Genomic DNA, 18,927 nt, shown 5'->3' on the forward strand with positions numbered 1-18,927 from the left:
GACAGCGGCCTCATCGTGGGAGGCCGCTCGTTAGAATCAGTCGGTCAGTATAGCGGCGCCCTGCCCGTACCTCACCCCACGCAACCCCGGCTACATGAAGATGAAACAAGGCTTGGCATTGGCGCTTTCGCTCTCGATGTTCGTGGGCGCTCCGGCGCTTGCGCAGAAGGTGCGGCTCGATACCTCGATGGGTCCCATCGTGCTGGAACTGGATGCCGAGAAGGCACCGAAGAGCGTTGCGAACTTCGTCGACTACGTGAAGGCGGGCCACTACAACGGGACCGTGTTCCATCGCGTGATCGACGGCTTCATGATCCAAGGCGGCGGCATGGACGCGTCCATGAAGGAGAAGCCCACCCGCGCCCCCATTCCGCTGGAAAGCAGGAACGGGCTGGTCAACGCCCGCGGCACCGTGGCCATGGCCCGCACCATGGACCCCAACTCGGCCACGTCGCAGTTCTTCATCAACCTGAAGGACAACAGCTTCCTCGACCAGGCCAACTCGCGCGACGGCAACGGCTATGCGGTGTTCGGCAAGGTGGTGTCGGGCATGGACGTCGTCGACAAGATCAAGGCGGTGCCCACCGGCAACAACGGCCCGCATCAGAACGTACCGCTGCAACCCGTGGTGATCAAGCAAGCCACTCTGGAGAAATGACATGACCAAGACCGTAGAAATCACCACCAGCGCCGGCGTCATCCGCGCCGAACTCGACGACGCCAAGGCACCGGCCAGCGTCGAGAACTTCCTGTCGTATGCACGCAAGGGCCACTACGACAACACCGTGTTCCACCGCGTCATCAAGGGCTTCATGATCCAGGGCGGCGGCTTCGAGCCCGGCATGAAGCAGAAGAACACGGACGCGCCCATCGCCAACGAAGCCAACAACGGCCTGAAGAACGCGCACTACACGCTGGCCATGGCCCGCACGTCGGCGCCGCACTCGGCCACTGCGCAGTTCTTCATCAACACCGCGGACAACGGCTTCCTCGACTTCAAGTCGGAGTCGCCGCAGGGCTGGGGCTACGCCGTGTTCGGCAAGGTGGTGTCGGGCCAGGACGTGATCGACAGCATCGAGAAGGTGCGCACCGGCCGCAAGGGCATGCATGACGACGTGCCGGTGGACGACGTGGTGATCCAGAAGATCACCGAAGTCTGAGCACCGCCCCACGATGACGCTGCCCGCCTTCTCAGAGGTGCACGCACCTCCGGGCTGGCGGTGCATCGAGTTCCTCTCCGACCTGCACCTGGGGCCCGACACGCCCCGCACCTTCGAGGCCTGGGCCCATCACCTCAACACCAGCCGCGCCGATGCGGTCTACCTGCTCGGCGACGTGTTCGAGGTGTGGGTGGGCGACGATGCCGCGGCCGAGCCCGGCAGCTTCGAACGGCGCTGCGTGCAGGTGCTCCGGCAGGCCGCCCACCAACGCCGCGTCGGCTTCATGGCGGGCAATCGGGACTTCCTGCTGGGCCATGATCTGCTGGCCCGCCTGGGCATCGAAGCCCTGGCTGATCCGACCGTGCTCACCGCCTTCGGCCAGCGCCTGCTCATCACGCACGGCGATCTGCTGTGCACCGCCGACACCGGCTACCAGGCCTTCCGCCGCCAGGTGCGCAGCACCGACTGGCAAGCCGCCTTTCTCGCCCAGCCGCTGGCCGCCCGCCGGCAGCAGGCGCGGCAGATGCGTGATGCCAGTCAGGCCGCGCAGCGCCAGTTGTCGCCCGACCAGTGGAGCGACGTCGATGACGACGAGGCAGCCCAGTGGCTGCAGCAAGCCAGCGCCCCTGCCATGGTGCATGGCCACACGCACAAGCCGGCTTCCCATGCGCTGGCCATCGGCACGCGCCATGTGCTGGGCGACTGGGACCTGGAGGCGCCGATGCTGCGCGGCGACGTGCTGCGCTGGACGGCCGACGGCCTGACCCGCCACGCCATCTCGCCCGCGCCGTGATCGGCTCCCTGCTCAGGGCCTGGCGCCGCAGCCGCGACGAGCGTGCGCTCGCCCGCCGCAGCATCCCGGACGGCCTGTGGAAGCACACGATGGCGCGTTATCCCTTCCTGCAGCGCCTGCCTTCCGAAGATGAGGCCGAGCTGCGCCGCATGGCCAGCCTGTTCCTCGACAAGAAGGAATTCACCGGCGCGGGCGGCCTGTCGGTCACCGACGAGATGGCCGTGGCGGTGGCCGCACAGGCCTGCCTGCCGGTGCTGCGGCTGGGCATCGAGCAGTACGACGACTTCGTCGGCATCGTGATGCATCCGGATGAAGTGGTCGCACGCCGCGAGGTCACCGACGAGCACGGGGTGGTGCACCAGTATGACGAGCTGCTGTCCGGCGAGGCCATGGTCGGCGGCCCGGTGATGCTGAGCTGGCAGGACGCCGGCGAGCGTGCAGCCGACGCCCAAGGCGCCGCCTACAACGTGGTGATCCACGAGTTCGCGCATGTGCTCGACATGCGCGACGGCATCGCCGACGGTGTGCCGCTGCTGCCCAGCGCCCAGGCGCAGGCCGAGTGGCACGACACCTTGATGGCCGAGTACGACCGCTTCAGCGAGCGCGTGGTGTGCGGCTACGAGACGGTCGTCGACCCGTACGGCGCCGAGGCGCCGGAGGAATTTTTCGCTGTTGCCAGCGAAGCTTTCTTCGTCACACCCAAGGCCCTGAAAGAAGAACAGCCGGTGATGTACCGGCTGCTCGCTTCGTTCTACCGCCAGACGCCCTGAGCTTCAGGGCGCGGGCGCTCGGGGCACGGATCAGGCCGTGGCCGGCTCCGCCTTCGGCTTGTCGCTCTTGCGCGGCGGCTGGATGTCCAGCACCGCGTTGCCGTCCGCATCGATGTCCACCGTCAGGCGGCCACCGTCCACCAGGCGGCCGAACAGCAGTTCGTCGGCCAGCGCGCGGCGGATCACATCCTGGATCAGGCGCTGCATCGGGCGGGCACCCATCAGCGGATCGAAACCCTTGGCGCCCAGGTGCTTGCGCAGCCCGTCGGTGAACGTGACCTCCACCTTCTTCTCGGCCAGCTGGCTTTCGAGCTGCAGCAGGAACTTGTCCACCACCCGCAGGATGATCTCCTGGTCCAGCGCACGGAAGCTGACGGTCGCATCCAGCCGGTTGCGGAACTCCGGCGTGAACAGGCGCTTGATGTCGGCCATCTCGTCGCCGCTTTCGCGGGAGTTGGTGAAGCCGATCGTCGACTTGCTCATGGTCTCGGCACCCGCGTTCGTCGTCATGATGATGATGACGTTGCGGAAGTCGGCCTTGCGCCCGTTGTTGTCGGTCAGCGTACCGTGGTCCATCACCTGCAGCAGCACGTTGAAGACGTCCGGATGCGCCTTCTCGATTTCGTCGAGCAGCAGGACCGCATGCGGCTTCTTGGTGATCGCCTCGGTCAGCAGGCCACCCTGGTCGAAACCGACATAGCCCGGAGGCGCACCGATCAGGCGGCTCACCGCGTGACGCTCCATGTACTCCGACATGTCGAAGCGGATCAGCTCGATGCCCAGGATGTAGGCGAGCTGCTTGGCCACTTCGGTCTTGCCGACGCCCGTGGGGCCGCTGAACAGGAACGAGCCGATCGGCTTGTCCGGCTTGCCCAGGCCAGAACGCGCCATCTTGATGGCGGCCGACAGCGCGTCGATGGCCGGGTCCTGGCCGAACACCACGCTCTTCAGATCGCGGTCCAGCGTCTTCAGCTTGCTGCGGTCGTCGTTGGACACCGAGGCCGGCGGGATGCGGGCGATCTTCGAGACGATCTCTTCCACCTCGGCACGCGTGATGGTCTTCTTCTGCTTGTTCTTCGGCAGGATGCGCTGGGCGGCACCGGCCTCGTCGATCACGTCGATCGCCTTGTCGGGCAGATGGCGGTCGTTGATGAACTTGGCGGACAACTCCGCCGCGGCCTGCAGCGCACCCAGCGCGTACTTCACGCTGTGGTGCTCTTCGAAGCGCGACTTCAGGCCCTTGAGGATCTCGATGGTCTGCTCGACCGAGGGCTCGACCACGTCCACCTTTTGGAAGCGCCGCGACAGCGCCGCGTCCTTCTCGAAGATGCCGCGGTACTCGCTGAACGTGGTGGCGCCCAGGCACTTCATTGCGCCCGAGCTCAACGCCGGCTTCAGCAGGTTGCTTGCGTCCAGGGTGCCGCCCGAGGCCGCGCCCGCACCGATCAGCGTGTGGATCTCATCGATGAACAGGATGGCGTTCGGCTGTTCCTTCAGCTGCTTCAGCACGCCCTTCAGGCGCTGCTCGAAATCGCCGCGGTACTTGGTGCCGGCCAGCAGCGCGCCCATGTCGAGCGCATAGACGGTCGACTCGGCCAGCACCTCGGGCACGTCGCCTTCGGTGATGCGCCAGGCCAGGCCCTCGGCAATCGCGGTCTTGCCCACGCCCGCTTCACCCACCAGCAGCGGGTTGTTCTTGCGGCGGCGGCACAGCACCTGGATCACGCGCTCGACCTCATGCTCACGGCCGATCAGCGGATCGATCTTGCCGTCGCGGGCGCTCTGGTTGAGGTTCTGCGTAAACTGGTCGAGCGGCGAGCCCTTGCCTTCAGCGGCATCTTCCTTCTCGCCCTCGGAGCCGGGGTTGTCGTTGGACTTCGACGGCTCGGGCGGATCGGACTTCTTGATGCCGTGGGCGATGAAGTTCACGACGTCCAGCCGTGTGACGCCCTGCTGGTGCAGGTAGTAGACGGCGTGCGAGTCCTTCTCGCCAAAGATGGCCACCAGCACGTTGGCGCCGGTCACCTCCTTCTTGCCGCTGCCCGTGCTTTGCACGTGCATGATGGCCCGCTGGATCACACGCTGGAAGCCCAGGGTGGGCTGCGTGTCGACCTCGTCGGTGCCTCCGACGGTCGGCGTGTTCTCCTTGATGAAGCTGGACAGGCTCTTCCGCAAGTCGTCGATGTTGGCGGCGCAGGCGCGCAGCACTTCGGCGGCGGAAGGGTTGTCCAGCAGCGCCATCAGGAGGTGCTCGACGGTGATGAATTCGTGGCGCTGCTGGCGTGCTTCCACGAACGCCATGTGCAGACTGACTTCAAGTTCTTGCGCGATCATGCGGCCTCCAAAATGCACTGCAGCGGGTGCCCTGCGCGACGTGCAGCAGCAAGCACCAGTTCAACCTTGGTCGCGGCGACGTCCTTCGTGTAGACGCCGCAAACGCCGCGACCCTCGTGATGGATCTTCAGCATGATCTGCGTCGCGGTGTCGAGATCACGCAGGAAGTATTCCTGCAACACCAACACCACGAACTCCATGGGGGTGTAGTCGTCATTGAGCAGCACCACCTGGTACATGCGCGGCGGCTCGGTTCGCTGCGCCTGGCGTTCGGCGACGACGGCGCCTTGACCGTCATCGACGCGCGGCGCTTCTGGCGGGTTCGGGGGCAGCGAGGGGGGATCCGCGGGCATGAAACGATTCTATAGACAGTGAATACCGGGGTGCGTCAATGCATATTGCATCGGCGCCCGCCGTCTCAAGGGGCGATGTGAGGCAAAAAGACAGCCCACACCTCCGCCAGTGTGCTACCTCAGCTTGCACCCCGGTAAAAAATGATGGTAATGAAACTCTATTGACATTAACGATACATGTGCCGGAGAATTCGCTTCCCTACGCAGGGCGCTGTTGCCCGTTTGTGGAGAGATTCATGGCAAATGGAACCGTCAAGTGGTTTAGTGACACCAAAGGGTTCGGCTTCATCGAACCTGAGGGTGGTGGGGCCGATGTGTTTGCGCACTTTTCCGCAATCCAGATGGAGGGCTTCCGCACTCTGAAGCCGGGCGCCCGCGTCACCTACGACCTGGTGCAAGGCCCGAAGGGCGATCTGGCACACAACATCCAGACCTCCGACAGCACCGGCGCACCGCGTCAGGCGCTGGCCGCGGGCAGCTTCGCAGCCGCCGCCGAGTGAGCGACCGAGGCACCCGTCCTCGGCACGCCAACCCGCCCCGGGAAAAGCCCGCCTCCGGCGGGCTTTTTTCATGCCTCGGTGGTGGCTGGATGCGACAGCGCCCGGTCCCATGGCGCGATGTCGTCCGCGAAGCGGCCAGCCAAAAAGTCGAGCATCGCCCGCAGCAACTGGGGCTGGTACTGGCGCGAAAGATAGGTGGCATGGATCTGCAACTGCTCGGGCTCATGGTCGGGCAGCAGACGCACCAGGTCCCCGCGAAGGATGGCGGCGCTGGCCAGATAGGTGGGCAGCAGCGCGATGCCGGCGCCTTCCATCGCCGCACGCATCAGCACCATGGGTTCATTGCTCTGCAGCGGGCCTTGCACCGGCACGCGCACCGGTCGAGTGCCCTGGTACAGCGTGTATTCGTTGCGACCGACATAGGCGTGAGTCAGGCAACGGTGGCCACGCAGGGCGTCGGGACCGTCGGGCGCGCCATGACGCTCGACATAGGCAGGAGAGGCACAAAGCACCGAGCGGCAGGTACCCAGACGGCGCGCCACCAGCGACTCGTCGAGCTTGTTGCTGATGCGCACGGCCAGGTCGATGCGGTCCTCCACCAGATTCACCGCCCGCTCCATGACCACCAGTTCCACCTGCGTCTGCGGATGCAGCGCGAGGAATTCGGCGACGGCCTGCGCCAGATGCGCCTGCGCGAACGACGGGCTGGCAGTCATGCGCAGGCGGCCGCTGGGCGCGCTGCTGCGTGCGCCAGCCAGCGACTTCACGTCGGACGTCAGTTCCAGCACCTTGCGGCAGCGGTCCAGCGCCTCGCGGCCGGCGTCGGTCAGGCTCACGCGGCGGGTCGTCCGGTGGAGCAGCCGCACGCCCAGCCATTCCTCCAGGCTGGCCAGGTAGCGCGACACCATCGCGCGCGACATGTCGAGCGCATCCGCGGTTTCCGTCAGGCTGCCCCGGTCGGCAATTTCAGCGAACACCTGCATCGCCGTGAATCTGTCCATGTGATTAGGCCGCTTGAGTAGACAAACATTCAACAGATCCGCAGTTTATTGCATCGTTTCTAGCAAATAAAGTTGCTGCACTTCTTCCACCCTTCGGACCCTCCATGAACAAGCTCCTGACACGCCTCCTTTCTTCCCTCGGCCTCACCCTGGGCGTCGTCGCCCAGGCCGCTGCCCAGGCCGCAGCGCCCGCGCCGCTCAGCCTGCAGGTCTACAACGCCGATGCCGGCAGCTTCCATGTCAATGCGGTCCTGGTGTCGGGCAAGACGGACGCTGTGCTGCTGGATACCGGCTTCACCAAGGCGGATGCGCATCGCATCGCGGCCATGGTGCTGGACAGCAAGAAGACGCTGAAGACCATCTACATCAGCCAGGCCGACCCCGACTACTACTTTGGCGCCGAGGTGCTCAAGCAGCTGTTCCCTGACGCCAAGCTGGTGACCACCGCCCCCACGCTGAAGAAGATCCAGGCCACGCTCGCCACCAAGCTGTCGGTGTGGAGCCCCCGCATGGGCGCCAATGCGCCGAAGAACGTGCCGCTGCCTGAGGTGCTGCAAGGCAACACCATCGCCCTGGAAGACCAGGTGCTCGAGGTGCGTGGCCTGGATGACTCGCTGCCGCACCGCAGTTACGTGTGGATTCCGTCGATCCAGGCGATTGCCGGCGGCGTGAACGTGTACGCCGGCCTGCATCTGTGGACCGCCGATGCGCAGACGGCGCAGGAGCGCGCCGACTGGGCCAAGAAGCTGGGTGTGATGGCCGCCCTGAAGCCGGCGGTGGTGATCCCCGGCCACTCGGCCCCCGGCACGCCGCGCGACGCCAGCCAGCTGGCCTGGAGCCAGGCCTACCTGGCGCGCTTCGAGTCCGAGCTGCCGAAGGCCGCCAACTCCGCCGCGCTGATCGAGGCGATGAAGAAGGCGTACCCGGAAGCAGGCCTGGGCATCGCGCTGGAGATCGGCGCCAAGGTCAACAAGGGCGAGATGAAGTGGTGATGGCATGACGTCGCACCAGCTTCACTACATCTACGACCCCTTGTGCGGCTGGTGCTACGGCGCCGCTCCGCTGGTGGCGGCGGCGCGCCAGGTGCTGCCGGTGCGGCTGCACGGCGGTGGCCTGATGGCCGGCGCCCAGCGACAGGTGGTGAGTGCCCGGCTGCGGGAGTACGTGATGCCGCACGACCGCCGGATTGCGCAACTCACCGGCCAGCCCTTCGGCGACGCCTACTTCGACGGCCTGCTGCACGACGGCGGCGCGGTGCTGGACTCCGAGCCGCCGATCACCGCGGTGCTGGCGGCCGAACAGCTGGCCGGCCGCGGCGCCGACTTGCTGGCCCGGGTGCAGGCGGCGCACTACCAGCAAGGCCGGCGCATCGCCGAGCCGGCGGTGCTGCGCGCGCTGGCCGCCGACATCGGGCTCGACGAAGCAGCCTTTTCCCAGGCCTTCGACGCCCTGTCCGGCGAAGCGACGCGGGCCCACATCGCCGACAGCCGGCAGCAGCTGGCCCAGGCCGGCGGCGGCGGCTTCCCGACGATGTTGCTGGAGGCGGACGGACGGCTGGAGCGCGTCGACGTCAGCGCCTGGCTGGGACGGCCCGAGGCGTTGGCCGCCTGGTTGATGAGCCGGGTGCCGGCGCCGACGACGCCGGTGGCGCAGGCGCCCCATGACCGCTTCGGCTGCGGTCCGCAAGCCTGCACGATCTGACCGTCGCCCCAGAAATATGGCTTTTTTGCAGAATTAGTCGTATCTTGCGTCTGACGCCTTGCCAATTCCGCCACATTGGCGGTCTTGTGCTTCGAGGCGTCGGGCAGTCGGCGCCGCAGCCGACGTCAAGTGAGATCGACCGATGACGCCTGTGCGACTGGAAGGCACCCTGCTCGGGGCGCGCCGGGTGGCCGAGCGGGGCGCCATCGCGGTGTTCGCCGGGCATTGGCGCAGCAGCTCCGAGCCCTGCCTGCTGAAGGCGGTACGCCAGGGCACGGGGGGAGCAGCACCGCTCGACCAGCTGCGGGCGGAAGCGGAAGTGCTGCGACGCCTGGCGGCGGTCAACGGCGTGCCGCATCTCATCGACTTCAACGCCAGCGAACGCACGCTGGCGTTTTCCTGCCCTCAGGGCGTTCCGCTGGCTTCACTACCACCGCCGGCGCGGCCCGACCTGGCCGCCGCGCTGCGGCTGGCGCTGGACCTGCTGCAGGTGCTGCAGGAAGTGCATGCGGCCGGCGTGGTGCATGCCAACCTGAACCCCGACACCGTGCTGCTGGATGCGGACAGCGGTGCCGTCAGCCTGATCGACTTTTCCGAAGCGCAGGCGCGGCGGCGTTCCGACATCGCCACCGCCAACCTGGCAGCCACCGCGGCCAGCCGCCTGCACCCCTTTACCGCGCCGGAGCAGACCGGGCGACTGGCCTGCCCGGTCGACTACCGCACCGACTACTACGGCTTTGGCGCCACCCTCTACTGGCTGGTCACCGGGCAGCCGCCCTTCGCCCGCGTGGACATGCTGACCCAGCTGCATGCGGTGCTGGCGCACCAGCCGGAGCCAGCGGGTCGGCTCAATGCGCAGGTGCCGCAGGCGCTGTCGGCGCTGATCGCCCGACTGCTGGCCAAGCGGCCCGACGCCCGCTACCAGTCGGCGCAGGCGCTGCGCGACGACCTGCGCTGGTGCCTGGCGGTGCTGCAGGGCAGCGAGGCCGACGAGCCGCGGCGCATCGGCCGCAGCGACCAGCGCACCGTGCCCGCCCTGCCGTCACGCCTGGCGGGGCTGGACCTGGCGGCCCTCGGCCTGCTGCCGCTGCTGGATGCCCCGGCGGGGCCCCGGCGCGTGGTGTTCGTCACCGGCCGGGCGGGCATGGGCAAGTCGGCGCTGGTGCAGGCGCTGCAGGAGCCGCTGCGAGAGCGCAAGGGGCTGCTGGTGTCCGGCCGCTACGAGGCCAGCCGCGGCAGCCGGCCCTACGCCGGCCTGGCGGAAGCGCTGGGGCAACTGGCGGAGCACTGGCTGTCAGAGGCGCCCGCCAGCCTGGCGCGCCGGCGCGGCGAGCTGCAGGCGGCACTGGGCCGACAAGCACAGCTGCTGCTGGACATGGTGCCGGCCTTCGCGCCGCTGCTCCAGCCGGCCCCGCAGGAAACGCCCCCAGCTCCAGCCGATGGGCTGCGCGGGGTGCTCAACCGCATCGCCCAGAGCGTGTCGGCGGTGCTGCGCCTGGCACGCCAGCAGAAAGGCCCCCTGCTGCTGTTCGTGGACGACCTGCAATGGGCGGACGCCGACTCGGTGGAGCTGCTGGGCCACATCGCGCGCGCGTTGAGCGACGGCAAGCTGCTGCTGGTCTGCGCCTGGCGGCCCGAGGACCTGCCGCCCGACCATGCGCTGCATGCCCTGGCCAGCGAGCTGGCGAGGCCGGACAGCGGCGTGCAAGCGGTGCCGCTGGCGCTGGACGGCCTGCCACCCGCCGCGGTCGGCGAGATGCTGGCCGACGTGCTGGACGCGCCGGCCGACCAGGTCGCCGGACTGGCCGCGGTGCTGCACCAGCGCACCGGTGGCAACCCGTTCCAGGTGCTCCAGCAGGTGCAGCGCCTGTTCGACGACGGCGGGCTGCGCCGCAGCGGGGGTCGCTGGCAGTGGGACGTCGCCGCGCTGCAGGCGGCGCCCGGCACCGATCACCAGGTGGACTGGCTGCGGCGCCACTGGGCCACGCTGCCGGCGCCCTCCCGCGAGGCGGCCGAGGTATGTGCCTGCATGGGCAGCGAGATCGACGCCGACCTGCTGCCCGAGGTGCTGGACGAGCCGCCCGATCGGGTCGACGACCGACTGCAGCCGCTGCTGCAGTGCGACATGCTGCGCCTGGCGCCCCGCCCGGGCGACCCGGGTAGCCGGGTGTTGCGCTTCTGCCATCCGCGGGTGCAGGAAGATGCGCTGCGCACGCTGCCAGTGGCAGTGCGACAGGGCTGGCATCTTCGCCTGGCCCGCGCCATGGCCGCGCGTGCGCAGCACAGCGCCGCTGCGTTGTTCGCGTTGGCCGACCAGTATCTGGCCGCCGGCTCCCACCTGTCGGCCGAGGACGATGGGCACAGCGCGATCCAGGTGCTGCTGGATGCCGCCGATGCCGCCACCGCCAGCGCTGCGTTCGCCCATGCCCGACGCTTCGCACAGGCGGCCTTGGCGTTGGCCGCGCCGACCGCTGCCGCCCTGCCCTGGCGGCTGCGTGCGATGACGGTCCTGCATGCGGCCCTGTGCACGCTGGCCCGGTACGAGGAAGCCGATGCGGTCTATGCGCGGCTGCGCGCCGAGGGTGAACACCTGCCGCTGCAGATGAGCCGGGCCGCGACGCAGCAGGCCATGTCGCTCACCTTGCGCGGCGACGCGGCGCAGGGCCTGGCGCTGGCGCTGGCGCAGCTCGACCGGCTGGGCATTGCGGTGCCGGCGCCGGACCACTGGGATGCGGCCGTCGAGGCGGAGCTGTCCGCCCTCTACCAGCTGGAGGAAGTCCAGGCGCCGCAGCGGCTGGACGACCTGCCGGCAGCGCGCGACCCGCGCACCGAGGCCGCCATGCAGTTGCTGGTGCAGATGTCCATCACCACCGTGCTCAGCCAGACGGAGTTCTTCCACTGGTCGATGCCGCGCAGCCTGCGCATGGCCTGCCAGGCGGGCCGCACCCGCGAACTGCCCTTCGTGCTGTCGTCCATCCAGCCGGTGCTCACGGCGCGGCGTGGCGACTTCCGCACCGGTCGCGGCCTGTGCGACGCCGCCCTGCGCCTGCTGGCCCGCCAGCCCGACCCCTGGCAGCAGGCGCGCGTCGACCTGGGTGGGGCCTGCGGCACGCTGCCTTGGCACCTGCCCATCGAGCACAGCGTGGACTGGGTGCGTCGCGGCTGTGCCCAGGCGCTGGAAAACGGCGACCCGGAATTTGCCGCCCTGGGTTACCTCGTGAGCCTGCCGCCGCTGCTGGACTGCGCCACCCACCTGGACGAAGTGCGCGCCGAGCTCGCCATCGCCTTCGAGCAGGCGGACAAGGCCCGCAGCCTGATTGCGCTGCAGATCTACGAGGTGTACCGGCAGTTCGTGCGCTGCATGGAAGGCAGCACGCTGGCGCCCGGCAGCCTGGCCGACGCCAGCTGGGACGACGAAGAGCAGCTGGCGCTGCACGCCCGCAACGCCTGGGCGACGGTGTTCCTGCATGTCTACCGGCCGCTGGCGGCAGCGATGGCAGGCGACTGGTCCACCGTGCTGGCGCAATGCCGGGCCGGCGTGGCCACGATGCGGCCCGTCACCGGCTTCTATGTCGTCAGCGTGCACCGGTTCCTGCATGCCGTGGCCCTGGCCCAGGCGATGCGGCGCACGGACGCCGGTCAGCCGGCGCTGCGCGTCGCGCTGGCGGAAGAACTGCAGCCGCTGGTGGACTGGATGGCCGAGCGCGCCGAGGACGCGCCGCAGAACTTCGGCCACCTGCTGAAGCTGCTGCAGGCGATGCAGGCCTGGGCCGCGAACCGATGGCATGCCGCGGCCACCGCCTTCGAGGCGGCGATGGAAGGCGCACGCCGGCACTGCCGGCCTTGGCACCACGCGCTGGCCTGCGAGCTGGCCGCCGACTGCCACGCCGACGCCGGCCTGCCGCAGGCCGCCGAGCATTACCGCCTGCTGGCCGCCGACAGCTACCGCCTCTGGGGTCGGCACCTGCCCGCCGCACCCACCCTGCAGCCACAGCCGGCCGACGCCAGCGCCGAGCCCGGGCCGGCGCCGCTCGAGCGCCCGCTGGAGCTGGACGTCATCCTGATGGCCGGCCAGGCCCTGGCCCGTGGCCGCGACCCCGACGACGTGCTGCGCAGCCTGTTCGGGCTGCTGCGCAAGTACGCCGCCGCCGAGCAGGGCCTGGTGCTGTGGCGCCGCGATGGCGACTGGGCGCTGCAGGCCTGCTTCGACAGCACCCATCCCTGGCTGCCGCCCGAGCAGGCCGGTGCGCTGCACCGACTGCCCGACCCGGTGCTGCGCTATCTGAACGCCACCGGCAAGCCGCTGCATGTGTCGGACGTGCCGCGTCACGTAAGCTATGGCCGCCTGGATGACCTGCGCATGCGCGGCGTCAAGAGCCTGCTGGCCCTGCCCATCCACAACCGCGGCGAGCACTGCGGCGTGGTGTACCTGGAGAACTGCCAGGCCCCCACCTGCCTCACCGGCATGCAGCTGGACACGCTGAACCTGGTCGGCCAGCAGTTCGCCACCGCCTTCGAGAACGCGCACATCAACCGCCACCTGGAGCAGTTGGTCGACGAGCGCACCGAGGCGCTCCGCCGCGAGATCGTGGTGCGCCGGCAGGCCGAGGAGATGGCGGCCGCCGCCAACCAGGCCAAGTCCGACTTCCTGGCCACCATGAGCCACGAGATCCGCACGCCGATGAATGCGGTGATCGGCATGTCGGCACTGGCGCTGCAAAGCGGGCTGGAGCCCAGGCAGCGCAACTACGTCGAGACCATCCACCGCAGCGCCACGCTGCTGCTGGGCCTCATCGACGACGTGCTGGACTTCTCGAAGATCGAGGCCGGCAAGCTGGAGATCGAGTCGGTGGCCTTCGACCTGGGCGAGGTGCTGGACGACGTGGCCAGCACGCTGGGCCTGCGCGCCGAGCAGAAGGGCCTGGAGCTGCTGTTCGATGTGCCGGCCGAGCTGCCGCTGCGCCTGGTGGGCGACCCGCTGCGCATCAGCCAGGTGCTGCTGAACCTGTGCAACAACGCCATCAAGTTCACCGCGTCCGGCGAGGTGGTGGTGCGCCTGCGTGGCGAGGCGGCGGACGGCGGCAGCCTGCGGCTGCTCGTCAGTGTGCGCGACACCGGCCCCGGCATCGACCCGCAACAGCAGCAGCGGCTGTTCAAGCCCTTCATGCAGACCGACGCATCGGTGAGCCGCCTGCACGGCGGCAGCGGGCTGGGCCTGTCGATCTGCCTGCGGCTGGTCACCTTGATGGGCGGCCACATCGGCGTGGAAAGCCAGCCCGGGCTGGGCAGCCGCTTCCATTTCGAGCTGACGCTGCCGGTGCAGCCTGCGCTACCTGCGCCTGCGCCCTCAGCCGCACGCAGCGCTCGCGCCCTGGTGGTGGACGACAACACCAGCGCCCGCGAGCTGATGGCGCGCGATGCAGCCAGCCTTGGCCTGCAGCCCGACATGGCTGACGGCCCGGACGCCGCGCTGCGGCTGCTCGCCGCCGGCCAGGCGGAAGGGCGGCCCTATGACATCGTGTTCATCGACTGGAAGATGCCTGCCGGCGATGGCTGCGCGCTGCTGCAGGCCCTGCAGGGCGGCACGGCCAGCGAACCGCGCGTGGTGATGGTGTGTGCGGCCATCGTGCGCTCGGAACTGATCGAGCAGCTGGAAGCGCTGCAGCTGCAGGCCGACGCGCTGCTGGGCAAGCCCTACACGCCCAACAGCTTCCGCCAGGCCTGTGCCCAGGCCTGGCACCGCGCGACGGTCGGCCCGCCGCAGTCGCCCATGCCCGCGATGGCGCCTGCGCCCAGCCTGCCGCCAGCGGACAACCTGCGCGGCGCCAAGGTGCTGGTGGTGGAAGACAACGAGATCAACCGCGAGCTGGCGCAGGAGCTGCTGAGGCCGCTGGCCCTGGACCTCACCTTCGCCGACAACGGTTGCAGCGCGCTGGCCATCCTCAGGCAGGAGAGCTTCGACGGCGTGTTGATGGACTGCCTGATGCCGCAGATGGATGGCTACGAGGCCACCCGCCGCCTGCGCAGCCAGCCCTCGCTGGCCGACCTGCCGGTGATCGCCATGACCGCCGGCGCGCATTCGGGCGACGAGGCCCGCGCGCTGGCCGCGGGCATGAACGACTACGTCAGCAAGCCCATCCGCATGGCCCATCTGCAGGCAGTGCTGGCGCGCTGGGTGGCACCGCGCCGGGCCGCCCGCCGGGCGGCCGCGCAGGCTCAGAACTTGTAGCCCACGCCCAGGTGCACCAGCAGCGGATCCAGCTTCAGGCTGGCGCGGGCCGGTGCGCCGCCCAGGGCGCCCACCACGCCGGTGGCGGTGGTCTTCACCCAGACCTTGCGCACGTCGACGAAGAAGGACCAACGCTCGCCCACCGGCACGTCGAAGCCGGCCTGCAGCACCGAGCCCCAGGCGCTCTTGGCCTCGAGCTGGTTCAGGTCGCCGTCGGGCGATTCCAGCAACACGGTGTAGTTGACGCCGGCACCGACGTAGGGCCGCACGGGGCCGCTGTCCAGCAGCCGGTAGGTGGCGCTCAGCACCGCCGGGCCGTACTTCACCTTGCCCAGCGTGCCGGTCAGCGGCGGCGCCAGCGCCGTGAGCGAGCCCGCGCCCTTGACCGTGGCCGTGGGCGGCACGCCCAGCGCCAGCCGTGCGGTCCAGCGGTCGGTCAGCGCGTAGCCGATCTCCACGCCCAGCGTGGTGTTGTTGGCCACCTTGGCCTTCGCACCCGGCACCGGCGCGCCGGCCACGCTTACCTTCAGGTCGGGCGAAAAGCCCACCACGGCCGGGCCGACCCGCAGGGACCAGGGCGATTCCTGCGCCTGCGCCGCAGCACCAAGGCCGCACAGGATTACACACAGGGACACGGGCATCAGACGGAGTTGTGGCATCAGATTTCTCCAGGATGACGGATGGACGGAAGGTCGCGGTGTTCACACCGCGGCAGGGAGCCGGAAGACGGACACGGCACGGACCAGGCTTTCGGATTCATGGCTCAGCTCGGAGGCCGAGGCGCTGGCTTGTTCCACCAGGGCGGCATTGCGTTGGGTGGCGGTGTCCAGCTCGCTGACCGACTGGCTCACCGAGCTGATGCCCGCGGACTGGTCGTTCACCGCATGGCTGATCTCGTCCACATGGCGGGTGACGCTGGCCACGCTCTGCACCACGCGCTCCATCTCCTTGCCGGCCCGCTCGACCGACTCGGCGGTGGCACCGGCATCCGCGATGGCGCGGTTGATCAGCGCGCTGATTTCCTTGGCGGAAGCCGCCGAGCGCTGCGCCAGGGCGCGCACCTCGGAAGCCACCACGTTGAAGCCGCGGCCGTGCTCGCCGGCGCGGGCCGACTCCACCGCCGCGTTCAGCGCCAGGATGTTGGTCTGGAACGCGATGGCCTCGATGGTGCTGGTGATCTCGGCCATCTTGCGGGAGCTGGCCGTGAGCGCACCGATGGTGGCCACGCCCCGGGCGATCGCGTTGCCGCCGTCAGTGGCCACGCGGGCCGCGTCCGAGGCCAGGCCCGACACGGTGCGGGCGGAGCTGGCCGACTGCTGCGCCATGGCATGGATCTCTTCCATGGCGCTGGCCGTCTGCTGCAGGTGCGCGGCCGACAGCTCGGTGCGCTGGCTCAGGTCGAGGTTGCCGCTGGCCAGCTCGGACGAGGTGCGCGAGACCTTGTTGGCGCTGGCGAGGATCTCCGTGACCACGCGCACCACCGACTGCCGCATCGCCTCCAGCGAGCGCGTCATGCGGCCCACCTCGTCGTCCCATCGGATGTCCAGCGGCTTGCTCAGGTCGCCGTCGGCCATGGCCTGGGTGTTGATGCGCAACTCGTCAATCGGCCCGACGATGGAGATCGTGATGCTCACGATCAGCAGCAGGCCCACCATCGCCGTCAGCGCGACGCCCCAGAACACCGTGCCCTGGAGCCCTGACACCGCCATGGCCAGCGCCGCACCGGTCGCCGCGCCCGACAAGGCCTGTGCCTGCAGGTCGGCGGCGCGCGATGCGAACAACGCCAGTCCGATGATCAGCGGCGTCAGCGTGATGCTGAAACCGACCAGCAGCCGCATGACCACCGGCATGCGCCGCCACAGATTCGACAGATCCGACATCCAAGCACTCCTTCAGAGCTTTAAATCCCTCTTGCTGGGGTGTTTTCGCCACTTCAAGGCTCGACTTGAACGGTTTGTGCGGGATTCAAGTGATGAATCGCGACATCCTGGGGCCGCACGAGGAAGCGGCGGCCCTCGGACAGCAGGGCCGAGAATTCAGGCGGTGGCAGGGCCTTGGAATACAGCCAGCCCTGGACCGTCAGGCGCTCCTGCAGCGGCAGCTGGCGCAGCTGCCAGGCCTGCTCCACGCCTTCCACCACCACCTCCAGCCGCAGCGTCTCGGCCAGCGAGCACACGCCACGGAACACCTGGCAGCCCAGCTCGGAGCCCAGCGTGTCGGTGAAGCTCTTGTCGATCTTCACGCCGTCCACCGGGAAGCGATGCAGGTAGCTCAGCGACGAATAACCGGTGCCGAAGTCATCGATGTGGATGCTGGCGCCGGTGGCGCGGATGCGCTGGAAGGCCGCGGCCACGCCGGCCTCGTCGCCCAGGAAGGTGTGCTCGGTGATCTCCAGCACCAGCCGCTGCCGCAGCCGCGACGCGATGGCCACGATGCGCTCCAGCGCCCGTGGCTCGCTCAGGGTGCAGGGGCTGATGTTCACCGCCACGCGAAAGCCCACCGGCATCTGCGCCCGCCACTGCACCACCTGCTCGGCCACCCGGCTGAGCACCCACACGTCCACCTCCACCATGCGGCTGGCCTTCTCCAGCGCACCGAGGAACTCGCCAGGCAGCACCGTGCCGCCGTGGGCGTCCTGCATGCGCATCAGCGCCTCGCAGCCCACCAGCACGCCGCTCACCGGCTCCACCTGCGGCTGGAAATGCACCGCGAACTGCTGGCCTTCGAACAGTGCCAACCGGCGCATCAGCACCAGCCGGTCGATGTGCATGTCGCTGTAGCGGCCGATGGGGTCGGCCAGCCGCAGCGCGGTGTCCTCCAGCCGCTCGCTGAACAGCGTGCCCAGCGCCTGCGCATCGTCGGTGTCGGTGGGCTGCATCGCACGCTCCCAGCGGCGCAGGAAGGGCGCGTACACCGCGGCGCCCAGCAGCAAGCCGCCCACCTGCATCAGCAAGGCCGCCGCCTGGCCGCCGCTGGCCAGCATCGCGTTGACGAACAGCGGGCTGTTGAACGGCAGGTCGGCGGTGAGCACCGGCACCAGCCCCAGGCGCGTGGCGGCATAGGCCAGCAGCAGGTTGGCCACCGGCACCAGCACGAAGGGCGGGGCCAGCCAGCGGTTGAAGATCAGCGGCAGGCCGAACAGCAGCAGCTCGTTCACGTTGATCAGTGCCGGCGCCACGCTGGCCAGCGCCAGGATGCGGTGGCGTCGCACGCGGGTGAAGAACACCAGCGCGATCACCAGCGACAGCGTCGCGCCGCTGCCGCCCATGAACACGAACAGGCCCATGAAGCTCTGGTTGACCACGCTGTCGACACCTGCAGTGGCCGCCGGGATCTGCTCCAGCAGCGGCAGCAGCGTGTAATAGCCGTGCACGCCCAGCAGCCACAGCAGCGAGTTGCCCACCGCATACACCAGGCCGGACAGCAGCGGCATGTCCAGTGCCACGGCCCGGGCCTGCAACCAGTCCGGGGCGGCGGGCAGGTCCAGCCGCACCGCCCCCAGCAGGGCCAGCAGCATCGCCACGCCGCCGACCGTGACGGCCACGCCCAGCAGGCTGGGCACGATGAGATTGATGGACTCGCCGACGTTCTCGCCGGCGGCGGTGTCGGGGTCGGACAGGCGGGTCCAGCGCCAGGTGCTCAGCCACTTCAGCAGCGGCACCAGCTGCAGCGGCAGCAGCAGCGCCAGCGGGATGGAGAAGGCCTTGGCGGCCACGCCCGCCGCGTCCAGCAGCAGCTCGCACATCACGCCGCAGGCCACGCAGACGAAGGCCACCGCGGTGCGCGAGAGCTGCCACTGCAGCGCCCGCATGGCGCCGGTGGCACCCCACACCACCAGCGGCAGCGCGATGCGCAAGGCCGAGGCCGCCGCCTCGAAGTACCGGGTGACGGCGGCTGGCAGGCCCAGCACCGACGACACCTGCACCAGCAGCAGCAGCGTGGACAGGATCATCAGGTAGGGCGTGAGCCACACCATGCTGTCCCGCACTGCCCGGGCGGCCCCGGTGGCGCCCAGCCGCAGGATCTGCATCTCCAGCGAGTGGAGCGCCGCCCGCAACGGCCGACGCCCCGCAACCTGACCATGTT

Annotated in this window: 14 protein-coding genes; 8 read left to right on the forward strand and 6 right to left on the reverse strand. The window is 69.2% G+C overall.

What is annotated here, in order from left to right:
• Positions 1-94: 94 nt before the first annotated feature.
• Genes LRS14_RS08325 through LRS14_RS08340 form a run of 4 tightly spaced genes read left to right on the forward strand, consistent with a single transcriptional unit; the run spans position 95 to position 2,723 of the window.
• Positions 95-658, forward strand: coding sequence for a peptidylprolyl isomerase (locus LRS14_RS08325; RefSeq protein ID WP_046111769.1), 564 nt, complete (start codon positions 95-97; stop codon positions 656-658).
• Between the two features lies 1 nt (position 659).
• The gene (locus tag LRS14_RS08330; RefSeq protein ID WP_046111768.1) at positions 660-1,160 is read left to right on the forward strand and encodes a peptidylprolyl isomerase; all 501 of its coding nucleotides are present in this window, start codon (positions 660-662) and stop codon (positions 1,158-1,160) included.
• Between the two features lie 13 nt (positions 1,161-1,173).
• Positions 1,174-1,953, forward strand: a complete 780-nt coding sequence (locus LRS14_RS08335) for a UDP-2,3-diacylglucosamine diphosphatase (RefSeq protein WP_257799241.1) — start codon at positions 1,174-1,176, stop codon at positions 1,951-1,953.
• Positions 1,950-2,723, forward strand: a complete 774-nt coding sequence (locus LRS14_RS08340) for a zinc-dependent peptidase (protein WP_257799242.1) — start codon at positions 1,950-1,952, stop codon at positions 2,721-2,723. The genes LRS14_RS08335 and LRS14_RS08340 overlap by 4 nt, the downstream gene beginning before the upstream one ends.
• Before the next feature lie 30 nt (positions 2,724-2,753).
• Here LRS14_RS08340 and clpA read toward each other — a convergent pair whose 3' ends face one another.
• Both clpA and clpS read right to left on the reverse strand, forming a co-directional pair.
• Entirely contained in the window at positions 2,754-5,057 is a 2,304-nt protein-coding gene (clpA, locus tag LRS14_RS08345; RefSeq protein ID WP_046111765.1) for an ATP-dependent Clp protease ATP-binding subunit ClpA, read from the reverse strand.
• Positions 5,054-5,410 carry an ATP-dependent Clp protease adapter ClpS gene (clpS, locus tag LRS14_RS08350; protein ID WP_046111764.1) on the reverse strand — a complete coding sequence of 119 codons (357 nt, stop codon included), beginning with the start codon at positions 5,408-5,410 and terminating at the stop codon, positions 5,054-5,056. Before clpS ends, clpA begins: the two co-directional genes overlap by 4 nt.
• 236 nt (positions 5,411-5,646) lie before the next feature.
• On the opposite strand from clpS, the gene LRS14_RS08355 reads away from it, so the two are divergent.
• Positions 5,647-5,910: a cold-shock protein gene (locus tag LRS14_RS08355; RefSeq protein WP_046111763.1), complete on the forward strand. Its 264-nt coding sequence runs from the start codon at positions 5,647-5,649 to the stop codon at positions 5,908-5,910.
• A 68-nt stretch (positions 5,911-5,978) separates the two neighbouring features.
• On the opposite strand, the gene LRS14_RS08360 is transcribed toward LRS14_RS08355, so the two are convergent.
• Complete coding sequence (locus LRS14_RS08360) at positions 5,979-6,911, reverse strand: LysR family transcriptional regulator (RefSeq protein ID WP_257799243.1); 933 nt, start codon at positions 6,909-6,911, stop codon at positions 5,979-5,981.
• Positions 6,912-7,015: 104 nt separating this feature from the next.
• Between LRS14_RS08360 and LRS14_RS08365 the strand changes: the two genes are divergently transcribed.
• From LRS14_RS08365 to LRS14_RS08375, 3 genes are all read left to right on the forward strand, one after another.
• The gene (locus LRS14_RS08365) at positions 7,016-7,903 is read left to right on the forward strand and encodes an MBL fold metallo-hydrolase (RefSeq protein ID WP_257799244.1); all 888 of its coding nucleotides are present in this window, start codon (positions 7,016-7,018) and stop codon (positions 7,901-7,903) included.
• Between the two features lie 4 nt (positions 7,904-7,907).
• On the forward strand, positions 7,908-8,612 hold the full coding sequence (locus tag LRS14_RS08370) for a DsbA family protein (RefSeq protein ID WP_257799245.1): 705 nt from the start codon (positions 7,908-7,910) through the stop codon (positions 8,610-8,612).
• Positions 8,613-8,754: 142 nt separating this feature from the next.
• Positions 8,755-14,841, forward strand: a complete 6,087-nt coding sequence (locus LRS14_RS08375) for a trifunctional serine/threonine-protein kinase/ATP-binding protein/hybrid sensor histidine kinase/response regulator (protein ID WP_257799246.1) — start codon at positions 8,755-8,757, stop codon at positions 14,839-14,841.
• Here LRS14_RS08375 and LRS14_RS08380 read toward each other — a convergent pair.
• From LRS14_RS08380 to LRS14_RS08390, 3 genes are read right to left on the reverse strand one after another with little or no spacing between them, the layout of a single operon-like run.
• Positions 14,829-15,482, reverse strand: a complete 654-nt coding sequence (locus LRS14_RS08380; RefSeq protein WP_257799247.1) for an OmpW family protein — start codon at positions 15,480-15,482, stop codon at positions 14,829-14,831. The genes LRS14_RS08375 and LRS14_RS08380 overlap by 13 nt on opposite strands.
• A gap of 60 nt (positions 15,483-15,542) precedes the next feature.
• Positions 15,543-16,721, reverse strand: coding sequence for a methyl-accepting chemotaxis protein (locus LRS14_RS08385; RefSeq protein WP_257799248.1), 1,179 nt, complete (start codon positions 16,719-16,721; stop codon positions 15,543-15,545).
• 53 nt (positions 16,722-16,774) lie between these two features.
• A complete protein-coding gene (locus LRS14_RS08390) occupies positions 16,775-18,871 on the reverse strand; it encodes an EAL domain-containing protein (RefSeq protein WP_257799249.1) in 2,097 nt (698 codons plus the stop codon).
• Between the last annotated feature and the right edge of the window lie 56 nt (positions 18,872-18,927).

It is taken from the genome of Aquincola sp. J276, from assembly GCF_024700035.1.
In the GTDB taxonomy this organism is placed as follows: domain Bacteria; phylum Pseudomonadota; class Gammaproteobacteria; order Burkholderiales; family Burkholderiaceae_C; genus Aquincola; species Aquincola tertiaricarbonis.

Bases quoted from the DNA above. Each gene is read 5' to 3' on its own strand.
- LRS14_RS08385 (WP_257799248.1), bottom strand. From the start codon at position 16,721: ATGTCGGATCTGTCGAATCTGTGGCGGCGCATGCCGGTGGTCATGCGG.
- clpA (WP_046111765.1), bottom strand. From the start codon at position 5,057: ATGATCGCGCAAGAACTTGAAGTCAGTCTGCACATGGCGTTCGTGGAA.
- LRS14_RS08360 (WP_257799243.1), bottom strand. From the start codon at position 6,911: ATGGACAGATTCACGGCGATGCAGGTGTTCGCTGAAATTGCCGACCGG.
- LRS14_RS08325 (WP_046111769.1), top strand. From the start codon at position 95: ATGAAGATGAAACAAGGCTTGGCATTGGCGCTTTCGCTCTCGATGTTC.
- LRS14_RS08335 (WP_257799241.1), top strand. From the start codon at position 1,174: ATGACGCTGCCCGCCTTCTCAGAGGTGCACGCACCTCCGGGCTGGCGG.
- LRS14_RS08330 (WP_046111768.1), top strand. From the start codon at position 660: ATGACCAAGACCGTAGAAATCACCACCAGCGCCGGCGTCATCCGCGCC.
- LRS14_RS08355 (WP_046111763.1), top strand. From the start codon at position 5,647: ATGGCAAATGGAACCGTCAAGTGGTTTAGTGACACCAAAGGGTTCGGC.
- LRS14_RS08380 (WP_257799247.1), bottom strand. From the start codon at position 15,482: ATGCCCGTGTCCCTGTGTGTAATCCTGTGCGGCCTTGGTGCTGCGGCG.
- LRS14_RS08390 (WP_257799249.1), bottom strand. From the start codon at position 18,871: ATGCAGATCCTGCGGCTGGGCGCCACCGGGGCCGCCCGGGCAGTGCGG.
- LRS14_RS08375 (WP_257799246.1), top strand. From the start codon at position 8,755: ATGACGCCTGTGCGACTGGAAGGCACCCTGCTCGGGGCGCGCCGGGTG.
- clpS (WP_046111764.1), bottom strand. From the start codon at position 5,410: ATGCCCGCGGATCCCCCCTCGCTGCCCCCGAACCCGCCAGAAGCGCCG.
- LRS14_RS08365 (WP_257799244.1), top strand. From the start codon at position 7,016: ATGAACAAGCTCCTGACACGCCTCCTTTCTTCCCTCGGCCTCACCCTG.
- LRS14_RS08370 (WP_257799245.1), top strand. From the start codon at position 7,908: ATGACGTCGCACCAGCTTCACTACATCTACGACCCCTTGTGCGGCTGG.